Genomic DNA, 14,433 nt, shown 5'->3' with positions numbered 1-14,433 from the left:
TCCGGAAGATACCGGGGACGCGGGGGATATCGGGTAAGCGGGGTACGGTTCGGTACCCGGGACCGGCACCGAGAGCGGTGACGGGACCGGCGGCGGGTTGGCGGACGGACCCGCTGCCATGGCGCGCATACGATCGACCGCCCCGGCAGGGCGAACTGCGCACCGCCGAACCCTCGACGAAGTAACCCCGGCGGCACCGGCCGCTCTCCTCGTACGCCCGCAGCACCTGATAAAGCCCCCTGGAAGCCGTTCGGCGGCGACGCCGCCTCTGGTCAGCACGCCGTGCCGGTCGAGCAGCACCTCGGCCAGGGCCTGCGCTCGCCGCGTGCCGTCGGAAACCGGAGCCGGCACCGGCCACCACCGGCCGCTCACCTCTGGCTGATCCCGGAGGGCATTGATGAAGACGCTTGATCGTCTCTGGACGGTGAATGAGGTCGCCGCCTACCTCGGAGTGCCGGTCGGAACCCTCTACCAGTGGCGCTGCAGGAGGATCGGCCCGCCTGGTCGACGGATCGGCAAGCACCTGCGCTACCTCCCCGAGGATGTACGCGCCTGGGTCAGGGAGCAGGCATGACCGTCTACGACCGTTGGCACAAGTCCCATCCTGAGCCCGGTGAGGCGAGGTGCTCCGAGCACAAGCGGGTACCGACCGCCAAACACGGACAGGGGGTGCGCTGGCAGGTCCGCTATCGGAACGAGAAGGGCGAGCAGCACAAGCGCAACTTCGAGAAGAAGGCCGACGCTGACCGCTTCGACGTGACGCGCCGCGCCGACGAGCCGCGTGGCGAGTGGATCGATCCCAAGCTTGGACAGACCAGATTCCAGGTGTACGCGGGGACCTGGATGGCATCACGACTGCACAAGCCCGGGACCGCAACGACCTACGCAGGGCACCTGAAGAACCACATCAATCCGGTGTTCGGCCTGGTTCCCCTACTCTCCATACGGCCCACCTCGGTGCAGAGGTGGAAACAGGTCGTGGTGATCGACCGGCGTCCGATGCTGGCCCCGCCGAAGACGAGGGCGTCCATCCGCGACGTCCCGGTACCGGCCGTCCTCGCCGACGCGCTGGCCGAGCACATCGACCGGCACAAGCCCGAGGATGTGCTGTTCCGGACGACCCGCGGCAATCTGATCCGGCGTGACTACTTCAACGCCGACATCTTGAAGCCCGCGATCCTCGCGGCCGGAGTGCCGGCCGACATGACGTTCCACGATCTGCGGCACACCTTCGCCAGTACGGCGCTCGCCGAGGGCGTGCCCATCTCCGAGGTGTCACGGTGGCTCGGGCACGAGTCCATCACCACGACCGTGGACCTGTACGGGCATCTCGTTCCGGAGGCGTCCAATCGGGCTCGCACGGCGTTGGACAACGCCTTCGCCGCGGTGTCCGGGCTCACCTGAATGTGCCCCCAATGTGCCCTCTGGCCGCTTCGATCTTGCCTGGCAGGGGCTTCATCGCAGGTCAGAGGTGGATGGGGCGGACGAGTCGGCCTATAGGCCGGGTTTTGTCCTTTGCTTGCGCAAAGGGGCGACCATCCATCTAGGACCGCCGTTGCCGGCGGCCTCAAGCGGTCTACCCGCGCGACTCGGGCGGGGCACCCTCGAACGCCGCGCGCGGGATCCTCCAGGGGAGGATCCCTTCTTGACCTTGCTCCAGGTGGGGTTTACCGAGCCGCCCACGTCACCGTGGGCGCTGGTGGTCTCTTACACCACCGTTTCACCCTTACCTCCCCCGATCGGGGAGGCGGTCTGTTTTCTGTGGCACTGTCCCGCGGGTCACCCCGGGTCGGCGTTACCGACCACCTTGCCCTGTGGAGCCCGGACCTTCCTCGGCAGGGCTTCGAAAAGCCCCAACGCGGTCGCCCGGCCGACTCGTCCGCTGTGTCTCCAGTTTAACGGATCACAAGTCGCCTTTGATCCAGCGGCAAACCCCACCAGGTCTGATAGGAGGCGTACGGCGGTGGCCCGAGCCCCCCGCGGTCACCGCCGTGCACCACGCGAGGTCAGCGAAGGTGTGCCGTGTCGTTGAGTGCGGTGACCAGCTCCGGGCCGTCGGGGAAGTAGTCGACCGACGACAGGGACGCCACGTCGAGATGCATGCGGTAGAGCGCGTCCGGGGGCGCCAGCAGCGCGAAGCGCAGCAACAGCTTGATCGGTGTCACGTGCGAGACGACCAGGACGGTCTTGCCGCCGTGTTCGAGCAGGAGCCTGTCCTTGGCCTCCCCGACCCGGAGCGCCGCCTGCTCGAAGCTCTCACCGCCGGGCGGGGCCACGGAGGGGTCGGCGAGCCAGGCGGCCAGCTCGTCCGGCCAACGGCGCTGGATCTCGGTGAACGTGTGGCCTTCCCATGCGCCGAAGTCGACCTCGCGCAGCCCCTCATCGACGGTGACCTTGAGCCCCGTGCGCGAGGCCACGGCCTCGCCCGTCTGACGGGCACGCCGGAGCGGGGAGGCGACGATCACGTCGATCTCGTACGGCTTGCCGGAAAGCCGGGCGGCTGCGGCCTCGGCCTGGGCGAGCCCCTTGGGGGTCAGCTCGGGATCGCCGGTGCCGGAGAACCGGCGCTCGACGGAGAACGGCGTCTCGCCGTGGCGGAGCAGCAGCAATGACGTGGCCGTCCTGGCGGGCCCCCTCCAGCCGCTGCCGCGCGCCGGCTCGGTGAGGAGCTTCACCTCGGCGGCCGGCTCGGAAACTTCGGCCGGCCTGGAAGCCGCCGCGGGAGACGACGCAACCGCGGAAGGAGCCTCGCGAGAGTAATCGGCCGTGGAGGGAGCGGACGTGGCCATGAGCTCGGGAGCGGGTGCGGGAAGGGGGGTGCCCTGCCACTTGGTGCCGCGGGCGGCGGCGTCCATGGCCTCGTTGGCGAGGCGGTCGGCGTCGCGGTTGCGCTCTCGCGGGATCCACTCCCAGCTCACGCGAAGGCGCCGCGCGAGGTCGGCCGCCTCCATCGCGAGCGGCCGCAACCCCTCGTTCTTGATCTTCCACCGGCCGGCCATCTGCTCGATGACCAGCTTGGAGTCCATGCGGACCTCGACCATGGCGCCGTCGCCCCCGAGGGCGAGCGCCGACCGAAGGCCGGCGATCAGGCCCTGGTACTCGGCGACGTTGTTGGTCGCGACCCCGAGCGCGTCGGCCGCCTCGGCCAGCACCTGCCCGTCGGGGTCCTTGACGACGGCGCCGTATCCGGCGGGGCCTGGATTGCCCCGGGAGCCGCCGTCGGCCTCGATGACGAGCTTCACAGGCCGGACTCGGGGGTGCGGACGAGGATCCTGCGGCACTCCTCGCAGCGGACCACCTCGTCCGCGGCGGCGGCCCTGATGCGGTTGAGGTCGGCGATCGACAGGGAGACCTTGCAGCCCTGGCACCGCCCGCCCTGCAGCATGGCCGCGCCGACGGTGTACTGCCCGCGCAGCTTCTCGTACAGGGCGAGCAGGTCGGCGGGGATGTCGGCGGTGATGCCTCCGCGCTTCCCCTTGGCCTCCTCGCTCTCCTTGTCGAGGGCGCCGAGCGCGACGTCGCGCTTCTCCTCCAGCGTGGACAGGCCGGAGCCGATCTCGGCGCGCTCGGCCGTGAGCCGGGCGACCTGGGCGTCCGCCGCCTCCTTGCGCTCCATGATCTCCAGCACCACGTCCTCCAGGTCGGCCTGGCGGCGGTGGAGCGAGGCGATCTCGGACTGGAGGTTGGAGAGATCCTTGGGAGAGGAGACCTGGCCGGAGTCGAGGCGCTTCTGGTCGCGCTCGGCGCGCACCCGCACCGCGTCGACGTCGGACTCGGCCTTGGTCTGCTCCCTCGCGAGGTCGCCGGTCTCGGTCTCCGCCGCGATCACCTCGGTGGCGAGCCGGGCCAGCTTCGCCGAACGCTCGTCGATCTCGGCGAGCTCGGGCAGCGTGCGGCGGCGATGCGCCAGCCGGTCGAGGACGGCGTCAAGCTCGGCCAGCTCGAGCAGACGCTTCTGTGCTTCCGGGGCTGCTTTCACTTAATTCCTCGCACTGTGCTGTTGTCGTCCAGGCGTCCGTGACCGTCTCGGAGACGCGCGTCTCAACACTAATCCCCCTGGCGGCCAACCCTGACGCGAGAAGCTCCGCGGCCTGGGGCAGCCAGGGCCATTCGGTGGCCCAGTGGGCCGCGTCGATCAGTGCGGGACCGCCCGAGAACGCCCCGGACTCCATGAACTCGCTTGCCGGATGGTGCCTGAGGTCGGCGGTCAGGAAGACGTCGGCGGCACGAGCCGTACCGAGCAGGGAGTCGCCCGCGCCGCCGCTGACCGCGACCGTGCGGACCACGCGGGACGGGTCGCCGGCGACCCGCAGGCCCCACGCGGTGCGCGGCAGCCCCCGGGCGGCCTGGGCGGCGAACTCCTGGAGGGTGCGGGGCTCCTCCAGCTCACCGACGCGGCCGAGGCCCCGGCGCGGGTCGTCCGGTGAGGGACGCAGCGGGCGCAGCTCTCCGGAGAGCCCTACCGCCCTGGCCAGGGCGTCGGAGACGCCGGGATCGGCCACGTCGGCGTTGGTGTGGGCGGTGTAGAGGGCGATGTCGTGCTTGATCAGCCGGTGGATCAGCGCGCCCTTGACCGTGTCGGCCGCGACGGTGGTCGTACCCCGCAGGTAGAGGGGGTGGTGGGTGACGATCAGGTCGGCGCCCCAGGCCACCGCCTCGTCGGCGACGCTCGCCACGGGATCGACCGCAAACAGGATCTTGCCTACGGGTTGCGCCGGATCTCCGCAAACCAGGCCCACAGCGTCCCAGGCCTCCGCCCAAGCCGGGTCATACGCCGATTCAAGTTCCGCGATGATCGCGGACAACGCCGTTGGGGACACGTGCGCAGACTATCGCCACGATCTACCGTAAGTACGTCCTGACACCCGGAGGGCTGGCGAATGGCACCAACGGTAGCGATCATTGGGGCGGGCTTCGGCGGGCTGTGCATGGGGATCCAGCTCCAGAGGGCCGGGATATCCACCTACACCATCTTCGAGAAGGCGGGCCGCGTCGGCGGCACCTGGCGGGACAACACCTACCCGGGAGCCGCCTGCGACGTGCCCTCCCACCTGTACTCCTACTCGTTCGAGCAGCGTCACGACTGGACGCGCCGCTACCCCCGCCAGCGCGAGATCCTCGCCTACCTGGAGCACTGCGCCCGCAAGTACGGCCTGCGCCCCCACCTGCGGCTGAACACCGAGGTGACGGCCGCCGTGTTCGACGCGTCGGTGAACCGCTGGCGGGTGACGACGGCGGACGGGCAGGAGGAGCCGTTCGACGTGGTCGTCTCCGGCGTGGGCCAGCTGAACCGCCCCCGCCTGCCCGACTTTCCGGGTATGTCCTCCTACGAGGGCACCGCCTTCCACTCCGCCCGCTGGGACCACGACCACGACCTCACCGGCCGCCGCGTCGCCGTGATCGGCAACGGCTCCTCGGCCGCGCAGATCATCCCGCGCGTCGCCCGCGTCGCCGGCCACCTGGACGTCTACCAGCGCACGCCCAACTGGGTCATCCCCAAGGCCGACGGGGCGTACAGCCCGCGCGAACGGCTGGCGTTCCAGCGCGTGCCGCTTCTCCTCGCGGCCGACCGCGAGCGGATCTTCCGGTTCATCGAGGGCCTGGTGTTCCCCGTGCTCGTCGGGGGCTGGAGCCGGCGGCTGATCGTCAAGCGCGCCACGGACCACCTGAGGCAGCAGGTCGAGGACCCCGCGCTCCGCGCCAAGCTGACCCCCACCTACCCGATCGGCTGCAGGCGCATCGTGATCGACAGCGACTTCTACCCGGCGCTCACCCAGCCCAACGTCGACCTCGTCACCGAGCCGATCGCCCGCGTCGTCCCGCACGGCATCGAGACCGCCGGCGGCACCGTCCGCGAGGCCGACACGATCGTCTACGCGACCGGCTTCCAGACGACGGACTTCCTGGCCCCCATCGAGATCACGGGGAGGGAGGGCCGCAGGCTGCACGACGTGTGGAAGGGCGGCGCCGAGGCCTACCTGGGCGTCGCCGTGCCGTACTTCCCGAACCTCTTCCTGCTGTACGGGCCGAACACCAACCTCGGCCACAACTCGATCGTCCTGATGATCGAGTCGCAGGTCCGCTACATCATGGGCTGCCTGCCGCTGCTGTCCGCGCGCGGCCCGATGGAGGTGCGCCCGGCCGCCATGGACGCCTGGCGCCGGGCTCTCGACCAGGCCATGGCCCGCACGGTCTGGGAGGCGAGCTGCCACAGCTGGTACAAGAACGCCGCTGGGCGGGTGACCAACAACTGGCCCGGGCCGGCGACGGTGTACCGCAGGATCACGCGGGCTCCCCGCCCAGGGGCGTACACCTTCGGCTGACCGGCTCCTGCCGCCCAGGCCCCGGGACCTGGCGCCTTGGATTTCGATTTGCACCGCGTGCGTATACGGTCGGATGAAACCGGACACTCGGGGTGAACAAGGTGCCCCTTCCGGACGGCCGACTTCCGCGTCGCGGGCCTGACGCGTGGGAAGGACCGCTGGCGAGGTCCGCGGCGAGAGGAGCCCGTACGTGTTCGCAGACCTGCATCAGGACGCGATCGTGGCAGACACCCACAACGACCTCCTGATGGCGGTCTCGGCGAGGCCGCCGGAGATGTGGGCGTCGTTCTTCCGGGAGCGGTGGCTGCCCCAGCTCCGCGAGGGCGGCGTCGACGTGCAGGTCCTGCCGGTCTTCATCGACAGCCAGTACCGCCCGGAGGGCGCGCTCCGCCAGACCCTGCGGATGATCGAGTGCGCCCACGTGCTGGCCGAGGGCAACCCCGGCGAGGTCAGCATCTGCTACGACGGGCAGCAGGTCGACGAGGCGCTCGCCCTCGGCAGGATCGCCCTGGTCATCGCCCTTGAGAGCATGCCGGGCCTGGACGCGAGCGTGGAGCTGCTTCCCACCCTGTTCCGGCTGGGCGTCCGCGTCGCCTCCATCGCCCACTGGGGACGCACCCCGCTCGCCGACGGCAGCGGGGAGGACGCCACCGGCAGCCGTCTCACCGCGTACGGCGTCGCGGCCCTCCAGGAGATGGAACGGCTCGGCATGATCTTCGACATCTCCCACCTGGGAGCGTCGGGCGTGGCGCACGTGCTGGAGATCGCCACACGGCCGGTCATCGCGACGCACTCCTCGGCGCGGGCCCTGCGCGACCACCACCGCAACCTCACCGACGAGCAGCTGCGCGCGGTCGCCGCGGGCGGCGGCGTCGTCTGCGTGAACTTCCTCGCGGCGTTCCTGTCGGAGAAGCCCGAGGACTACACGGTGGAACGGCTGGCCGACCACATCCTGCACATCGCAGACGTCGCCGGCCTCGACCACGTCGGCCTCGGGCCGGACTTCATGAGGGAGGTCATGGTCGACCTCACCCCGCCCTGCTGCGAGGGGTTCAGCCCCAGCGGCATCGACTCTCGGGCGGCCATTCCCGGGCTCGACGGGCCGGGCGGCATGCCCCTGGTCACCGAGCAGCTGCTCAAGCGCGGCCTGGACGAGCAGGACATCCGCAAGATCCTCGGCGGCAACGTGATGCGGCTGTTCCGCTCGGAACTGGGACGGCCCGCGCCGGAGATCGCCGAGCCAGGGCTCGTCAGGTGATGCCCGGCGACCTTCCGGTCATGCTGGACGACCTGGAGGAGCTCGTCCTGCGCGAGTCCTTCTCCTCCGACCACGACGCGGTCGCCGCCAGCGCCTCGGTGGTCGCCGCTCTCGGCGCCCGGCATCTCGGCGTGCCGCCCGAGCCGATCGTGCTCGGCGGGGTCACGCACCTGCGCTGGAGCTTCGGCACGCCACGCGTCCTGCTCCTCGGCCACCACGACACCGTCTGGCCGATCGGGTCGCTGCGCGCGCACCCGTGGGCGGTCACCGGCGGTGTCGCCCGGGGGCCGGGGGTGTTCGACATGAAGGCCGGCCTGGTCCAGATGTTCCACGCACTGCGCTCGCTCGCGTCGGTGGACGGGGTGTGCGTGCTGGTGACGGGCGACGAGGAGCTGGGCTCGCCCACCTCGCGAGCGCTCATCGAGCAGAGCGCCCGGGACTGCGCGGCCGCGCTCGTCCTTGAGGCGAGCGCGGACGGCGGCGCGCTTAAGACCGCGCGCAAGGGCGTCTCCCGGTACGAGGTGGCCGTGCACGGCATGGCGGCCCACGCGGGCCTGGAACCCGAGAAGGGGGCGAACGCCGGGGTCGAGCTGGCCCACCAGGTGCTCGCCATCGCGGCGATGTCCGGCCCGGACGGCTCGACGACCGTGACCCCGACCGTGATGAGCGCGGGCACCAGCACCAACACCGTGCCGGCGGAGGCGGCCGTCGCCGTGGACGTGCGCGCGGCCGAGCAGGCGGCGCAGTCCCGCGTGGACGAGCGGATGCGCGCGCTGGCGCCGAGGCTGCCCGGCACGCGCCTCACGGTGACGGGCGGGCCGAACCGGCCGCCGATGGACGCCGCCTCCTCGTCCGCCCTGTTCAAGCTGGCCGAGCAGGCCGCCGCCGAGCTGGGGATCGGCCCGCTGCGCGGTGTGGCCGTGGGCGGCGGCTCGGACGGCAACTTCACGGCCGGCATCGGGTGCCCCACGCTGGACGGCCTCGGCGCGGTGGGCGGCGGGGCCCACGCGGCGCACGAGCACGTGATCGTCGAGGAGATGCCCCGCCGGGCGGCCCTGCTGGCCAGGCTGGTCCATTTGATCCTGAAAGGCCGGCGGTGACAGGCCGGCGCGGGAGCGGGCTGTGACCCCGGCGGCCCCGGCGTCGCTCGCGGAGGCGGCCGACGGGCAGTGGCGGGCCGCCGCCCGGCACTGCGGGGTGGAGGTGCGCGAGCTTCACGAGATCCCCGAGTTCGAGCTGGTCTACCGGCTGTACGACGAGATCTGGCATCCGGAGCCGGTGAACGTCCCGATGAGCGTGGAGCTGATGCGCGCGCTGTCCCACAGCGGCAACTACGTGGCGGGGGCCTTCGAGGGCGCCACGCTGGTCGGCGCGAGCGTCGGCTTCCTCGCCGGTCCCCCCGGCACCGCCCTGCACTCCCATGTCACCGGCAGCCTGATGGGGCGCGGCATCGGGTTCGCCCTGAAACTCCACCAGCGCGCCTGGGCGCTGTCGCGGGGGCTCGGCCAGATCTCCTGGACCTATGATCCACTGGTGCGCCGCAACGCCTACTTCAACATCGCCAAGCTCGGCGCCCGCCCCGAGCAGTACCTTCCGTGCTTCTACGGGGCCATGGAGGACGTGATCAACGCCGGTGACGAGTCCGACCGGCTGCTGGCGGTGTGGCGGCTGACCGAGCCGCACGTGCTGGCGGCGTGCGCGCGCACGGCACGTCCGGCGCGGCCCCCGGAGGGGGCCGTGGTCGCGCTGTCCGCCAAAGGCGATCGTCCCGCCGTCGGGCGCGAGGACGGCCAGGTGCTCCTGGTCGGCACGCCCGAGGACATCGAGGGGCTCCGGCCGGCCGACCCGGCCGCCGCCAAGGCGTGGCGCCACGCGATGCGCGACGTGCTCGGGGGGCTGATCGACGGCGGGGCGCGCGTCACCGGTTTCACCACCGACGGCCACTACATCCTGGAGCGAGCGTGAAGATCACCGGTGTCGAGCTGCGCAGGATCGCGATGCCGCTGGTCGCGCCGTTCCGTACCTCGTTCGGCACCGAGACCGAGCGGGACGTGCTGCTGGTCAGGGTGGTCACCCCCGAGGCCGAGGGGTGGGGCGAGTGCGTGGCGATGTCCGAGCCCCTGTACTCCTCGGAGTACGTCGACGGCGCCGCCGAGGTGATGCGCCGCTTCCTGATCCCCGCGCTGACCGCCCTGCCGAGCCTGGACGCGTACGCCGTGGGGCGGACGCTCGAGCCCTTCAAGGGCCACCGGATGGCCAAGGCGGCGCTGGAGACCGCCGTGCTCGACGCCGAGCTGCGCGCGGCCGGCAGGTCGTTCGGCGGCTTCCTCGGCGCCTCCCGCGACCGGGTGCCCTGCGGGGTGTCGGTCGGCATCATGGACTCGATCCCGCAGCTGCTCGACGCGGTGGCCGGCTACCTGGACGAGGGCTACATCCGGGTGAAGATCAAGATCCAGCCCGGGTGGGACGTGGCGCCCGTGCGCGCGGTGCGGGAGCGCTTCGGCGACGACCTGCCGCTGCAGGTGGACGCCAACGCGGCCTACACCCTGGTGGACGCTCCGCATCTGGCGAGGCTCGACGACTACGGCCTGCTGCTGATCGAGCAGCCGCTGGCCGACGACGACCTGGTGCAGCACGCTGCCCTCGCCAAGCGGCTGAGGACTCCGGTGTGCCTGGACGAGTCGATCGAGTCGGCCGCGCACGCCGCCGCCGCGATCTCGCTCGGGTCGTGCTCCATCATCAACGTCAAGCCCGGCCGGGTGGGCGGGTACATCGAGGCGCGGCGCATCCACGACCTGTGCCGGGCGCACGGGGTCTCGGTGTGGTGCGGCGGCATGCTGGAGACCGGCCTCGGCCGGGCCGCCAACGTCGCGCTGGCCGCGCTGCCCGGCTTCACCCTTCCCGGCGACACCTCGGGGTCCAGCCGCTACTACGCGACCGACATCACCGAGCCGTTCACCCTCCAGGACGGCCACCTGCCCGTCCCCACCGGCCCCGGCCTCGGCGTGGACCCCATCCCGGACATCCTGGACAAGGTCACCATCTCCAAGGAGTGGATCCCCGCCTGACCGGCTCAGCGGCCCTTATTCGGACACGAACAGGCAGAACGGGTGCCCGGCGGGGTCGAGGTAGACCCGCACGTCGTCCTGCGGCTGGAACTCCGCGAGGGTCGCGCCCGCGGCCACCGCGTGAGCTCCCGCGACGTCGAGATCGTCGACCAGGATGTCGAGGTGGACCATCATCTGCTGGTCGCCGGGGCCGGCGGGCCAGGCCGGCCTGACGTAGGCCGTCTCCGCCTGGAACGACAGCCCCGGCCCGCCGTCGGGCGCGGCGAGCTTCACCCAGTCGGGCTCGTCCTGCTGCACCTCCCATCCAAGGAGCCGGCGGTAGAAGGCCGCCAGCTCATGTGGGTCGAGTGAGTCGAGCACGACGCCCGACAGCGTCATTCGTGGCCGCCCGGTCACGTTGCCTCCAAGGTCGAAAGGACGGGGCCGAGCCTAGCCAAGGGCACTGACAACATCTGGCCGGCATGGTGGGCGAGTTCCAGCTCCACCTCGTGCGTGTCCCGCCCCGCACGGGGGCGCCGGCCCCGGCCGTGGACATTGATCTACAAGCCAACTCCAAGACGCTGCGCTCAGACTGTGCGACCTCGACAGAAGGAGAACAGCCTGTGAAGATCGCACTGGTTACCGGGGCCGGACGGGGCATCGGCCGGGAGATCGCCCGGCAGCTCGTCGAGCACGGCATGACCGTGTTCGCCGGGGTCCGCAACGAGAGCCACGCTCCCGAAGGCACCCGCCCCGTGCTGCTCGACGTCACCGACGGGGGGCAGGTCGCGAGCGCGGCCAAGACCATCGGCGAGGAGTTCGGGCGGCTGGACATACTGGTCAACAACGCTGCGCTCTGCGGCGACTTCGGCGTGGCTCCGGCGGAGGTGACGGCCGAGCATATGCGGGTCACCTACGAGGTGTGCGTCTTCGGGGTCGTCGCGGTCACCCACGCGATGATCCCGCTGCTCCGGGCGTCCGGCGACGCCAGGGTCGTCAACATGACGACCCGGCTGGCCTCGATCGGCCTCACCTCCGCCGCGGACGACCTCAACGCCGAGTGGCCGATGCTGGCCTACAACTCGGCGAAGAGCGCGCTCAACGCGATCACCGTGCTCTACGCCAACGAGCTGCGCGAGTCCGGGATCCTGGTCAACGCCGTCGATCCCGGCCACTGCGCCACCGACCTCACCGGCCACACCGGGACCCGCATGGCGGCCGAGGGCGCGGCGGTGGCACTACGAATGGCGACCCTCGGCGCCGGCGGCCCGACGGGCACGTTCAGCTCGGAGGAGGGCCCCATCCCCTGGTAGCCCGGCGACGCGCCGCCGCGATCTCGCACGGATCCTGCTCGATCACCCCCGTGACCGGAAACGGATCACGCGTGTACGGCGGCGGGGGTCGAGAAATCGCATAGAAAGCATGTGATCAGAGCGTCGGTCACTGTCCCGAGCGGGTGAGCGCGGGAGGCTGTGGTTCGCTCATCGTCATGCGTGATCGGGGGATTCACTTGCGACGTCTTTTCACTGGCCTGAGCTGTCTGGCCCTGGCCCTCGGTACGGCTGTCGCCGCCGGATCGGCGGCCGGCGCCTCTTCGGCCTGGGAGCCACCACCCGGCGCGCCCAGCCTGGGGGACCAGCCCGGGGTCGAGCCGACACCACTGCCGGCGCCCAACATCTGGCCGATACCGACACCACCGCCGGGACCTCACACCGGGCCACCTCCCGGACCTCACACCGGACCACCTCCCGGACCTCACACCGGACCGCCACCGGGACCGGGTCCCCACATCGGGCCTCCGCCGGGACCCCACATCGGGCCGGTGCCGGCCCCGCGCACCCGGATTCTGGTCCTGAGCAAGCGCCGCGGTGCCACACCGTTTCCGGCCGACCGCATCGTGACCCTGCGATGCACGCCTCCCGGTGGGACACACCCCTCGCCGGTGAGCGCCTGCCGTACGCTCGCCGTGGTCGGTGGCAATCCGGCCGCGTTGAACGTGTCGCCGGGGATCCACTGCACGAGGATCTACGATCCCGTGACGGTCACCGCCGTCGGCAGCTGGGACGGTCGCCATATCACGGTGCGCCACACCTACTCCAACCCGTGCGTCCTGCGAGCCGCCACAGGTTCGGTCTACCAGTTCTGACAGCGCGCACGCCGTACACGAGGGTCCCGGCCGGCGGTCGGGGCCCTCGTCGTCCGACGGCCGCTCAACTCGTGCGGAGGTAGTCCTCCCGGAGCCTGTGGCGGGAGAGCTTGCCCGTCGGGGTGCGGGGCAGTTCGTCGCGGTATTCGATGACGCGCGGGTGCTTGAAGCGGGCGATGCGCGGTTCGCAGTGCGCGAGCAGCTCGGCGGTCAGCTCCGGGCCTGTACGGGCGCCCGGGACCGGCTGGACCAGCGCGACCACCTTGTGGCCCCACTCCTCGTCCGGGACGCCGATCACGGCGACGTCGGCCACGATCGGATGTTCCAGCAGCGCGGCCTCGATCTCGGCGGGGTAGATGTTGACCCCGCCCGAGATGATCAGATCGGTGCGGCGGTCGCACAGGAACAGGTAGCCGTCCTCGTCGAGGTAGCCGATGTCGCCCGGCGCGTACCACTCGCCCCGCTTGCTCGCGGCCGTCTTGCCGGGGTCCTTGCGGTACTGGAAGGACCCAAGGGACGACTTGACGTACACCATGCCGGGCTCCCCCGGGGGCAGCACGGCGCCGCTCTCGTCGAGGATCCTGGCCTCGAACGTGGGCGCGGGGCGGCCGACGGTGCCGGGACGGGCGAGCCAGTCGTGCGGCTTGACGTAGAAGGCGATGGTCGACTCGGTGGAGCCGTAGTACTCGTAGAGCACCGGCCCCCACCACTCCATGATCCCCTTCTTGACGGCGACGGGGCAGGCCGCGCCGGTGTGGATCACCTGCCGGAGTGACGAGACGTCGTACCTCTCCTTGACCTCGGCGGGGAGCCGGAGCATCCGGTGGAACATCGTGGGGACCATCATCGCGTTGGTCACACGGTGCTTCTCGACCAGTTCGAGGATGTTCACCGGGTCGAACCTCGGGGTGATCACGATGGTGTGCCCGAGGTTGAGCGCGAGCATGGTGTGCGCGCACGGCGAGGAGTGGTAGATCGGCGAGGTGACCAGGTGGACGCCGTCACCGGGACGCAGGTCGCACACCTCGCCCGCGAACCACGCGGTCAGCGGCGCGGTGTCCTCCGGCGTGGAGGTCGACAGCGACCGCTGCACGCCCTTCGGGAACCCCGTCGTACCGGAGGTGTACCACATGACCGACCCGTTGGAGCGGTTCTCCGGCGCGCCGGGCGACTGTCCCTCGGCCAGAGCGGCGTGCCCGGCGAACGTCGCCTCCTCGAGGATCCCTGCCGACGCGCGGGCCTCCTTCACGGTGCCGGCGGGCATCCCGTCGATCTCCCCGTAGACGATGATCCCTGCGTCGCAGTCGCCGAGGATGTACGCGATCTCGGCGGCGGTGAGATGCCAGTTGACGGGCACGTAGTACAGGCCGATCTGACCGGTGGCCAGCAGCATGATCACGGCGTCGATCCCGTTGGGCAGCACGCCCGCGACCACGTCGCCTTTGCCCAGCCCGCGCGCCCGCAGCCCGTTCGACACCTGGTTGACACGGCCGAGCAGCTCGCCGTACGTGGTGACCGACCCGTCGGCGCCGATCACCGCCGTGCGGCCGGGGTCGGCCTCGGCGATCCTGTAGAAACCGGGCAGCTCGCTGATGTCCATGCAGCACTCCTCGATCGCGGGGCGGATCGGATCACGGGGTCGTCGAGGTCGGTCTGGTC

14 protein-coding genes and 1 other RNA gene are annotated in these 14,433 nt (G+C 71.1%); 9 read left to right on the top strand and 6 right to left on the bottom strand.

Annotated elements, in window-relative coordinates:
• Positions 1-397: 397 nt before the first annotated feature.
• Positions 398-574 (top strand): helix-turn-helix transcriptional regulator, encoded by a 177-nt coding sequence (locus tag OG589_RS04335; RefSeq protein WP_405146363.1) that lies wholly within the window; start codon positions 398-400, stop codon positions 572-574.
• Positions 571-1,404 carry a tyrosine-type recombinase/integrase gene (locus OG589_RS04330; protein WP_405146361.1) on the top strand — a complete coding sequence of 278 codons (834 nt, stop codon included), beginning with the start codon at positions 571-573 and terminating at the stop codon, positions 1,402-1,404. The genes OG589_RS04335 and OG589_RS04330 overlap by 4 nt, the downstream gene beginning before the upstream one ends.
• 77 nt (positions 1,405-1,481) lie before the next feature.
• On the opposite strand, the gene rnpB is transcribed toward OG589_RS04330, so the two are convergent.
• The 4 genes from rnpB to OG589_RS04310 all read right to left on the bottom strand — a co-directional run bounded on the left by rnpB (position 1,482) and on the right by OG589_RS04310 (position 4,820).
• Positions 1,482-1,878, bottom strand: an RNA gene (gene rnpB, locus OG589_RS04325) — RNase P RNA component class A.
• Between the two features lie 128 nt (positions 1,879-2,006).
• A complete protein-coding gene (locus OG589_RS04320) occupies positions 2,007-3,242 on the bottom strand; it encodes a bifunctional RNase H/acid phosphatase (RefSeq protein WP_405146359.1) in 1,236 nt (411 codons plus the stop codon).
• A complete protein-coding gene (locus OG589_RS04315) occupies positions 3,239-3,979 on the bottom strand; it encodes a zinc ribbon domain-containing protein (protein ID WP_405146358.1) in 741 nt (246 codons plus the stop codon). Before OG589_RS04315 ends, OG589_RS04320 begins: the two co-directional genes overlap by 4 nt.
• The gene (locus OG589_RS04310; protein ID WP_405146357.1) at positions 3,927-4,820 is read right to left on the bottom strand and encodes a Nif3-like dinuclear metal center hexameric protein; all 894 of its coding nucleotides are present in this window, start codon (positions 4,818-4,820) and stop codon (positions 3,927-3,929) included. The genes OG589_RS04315 and OG589_RS04310 overlap by 53 nt, the downstream gene beginning before the upstream one ends.
• Before the next feature lie 60 nt (positions 4,821-4,880).
• On the opposite strand from OG589_RS04310, the gene OG589_RS04305 reads away from it, so the two are divergent.
• The 5 genes from OG589_RS04305 to menC all read left to right on the top strand — a co-directional run bounded on the left by OG589_RS04305 (position 4,881) and on the right by menC (position 10,649).
• Entirely contained in the window at positions 4,881-6,323 is a 1,443-nt protein-coding gene (locus OG589_RS04305) for a flavin-containing monooxygenase (RefSeq protein WP_405146355.1), read from the top strand.
• A 190-nt stretch (positions 6,324-6,513) separates the two neighbouring features.
• Complete coding sequence (locus OG589_RS04300; RefSeq protein ID WP_405146354.1) at positions 6,514-7,581, top strand: dipeptidase; 1,068 nt, start codon at positions 6,514-6,516, stop codon at positions 7,579-7,581.
• A complete protein-coding gene (locus OG589_RS04295) occupies positions 7,581-8,681 on the top strand; it encodes a M20/M25/M40 family metallo-hydrolase (RefSeq protein ID WP_405146352.1) in 1,101 nt (366 codons plus the stop codon). The genes OG589_RS04300 and OG589_RS04295 overlap by 1 nt, the downstream gene beginning before the upstream one ends.
• A 22-nt stretch (positions 8,682-8,703) precedes the next feature.
• Complete coding sequence (locus tag OG589_RS04290; protein WP_405146351.1) at positions 8,704-9,546, top strand: GNAT family N-acetyltransferase; 843 nt, start codon at positions 8,704-8,706, stop codon at positions 9,544-9,546.
• Complete coding sequence (gene menC, locus OG589_RS04285; RefSeq protein ID WP_405146349.1) at positions 9,543-10,649, top strand: o-succinylbenzoate synthase; 1,107 nt, start codon at positions 9,543-9,545, stop codon at positions 10,647-10,649. The genes OG589_RS04290 and menC overlap by 4 nt, the downstream gene beginning before the upstream one ends.
• 15 nt (positions 10,650-10,664) lie before the next feature.
• Here the strand turns inward: menC and OG589_RS04280 are convergent, their stop codons facing one another.
• Positions 10,665-11,045 (bottom strand): VOC family protein, encoded by a 381-nt coding sequence (locus OG589_RS04280; protein WP_405146347.1) that lies wholly within the window; start codon positions 11,043-11,045, stop codon positions 10,665-10,667.
• A gap of 206 nt (positions 11,046-11,251) precedes the next feature.
• Here OG589_RS04280 and OG589_RS04275 point away from each other — a divergent pair, with 206 nt between their 5' ends.
• A complete protein-coding gene (locus tag OG589_RS04275) occupies positions 11,252-11,941 on the top strand; it encodes an SDR family NAD(P)-dependent oxidoreductase (protein WP_405146346.1) in 690 nt (229 codons plus the stop codon).
• Between the two features lie 176 nt (positions 11,942-12,117).
• Positions 12,118-12,774 (top strand): SSI family serine proteinase inhibitor, encoded by a 657-nt coding sequence (locus tag OG589_RS04270; RefSeq protein ID WP_405146345.1) that lies wholly within the window; start codon positions 12,118-12,120, stop codon positions 12,772-12,774.
• Positions 12,775-12,838: 64 nt separating this feature from the next.
• Here the strand turns inward: OG589_RS04270 and OG589_RS04265 are convergent, their stop codons facing one another.
• Positions 12,839-14,374 (bottom strand): AMP-binding protein, encoded by a 1,536-nt coding sequence (locus OG589_RS04265; RefSeq protein ID WP_405146343.1) that lies wholly within the window; start codon positions 14,372-14,374, stop codon positions 12,839-12,841.
• Positions 14,375-14,433 lie beyond the last annotated feature (59 nt).

The sequence above is a fragment of the Sphaerisporangium sp. NBC_01403 genome, assembly GCF_045040145.1.
GTDB lineage: Bacteria > Actinomycetota > Actinomycetes > Streptosporangiales > Streptosporangiaceae > Sphaerisporangium > Sphaerisporangium viridialbum.
This window is presented reverse-complemented; position numbering and strand designations above follow the sequence as displayed.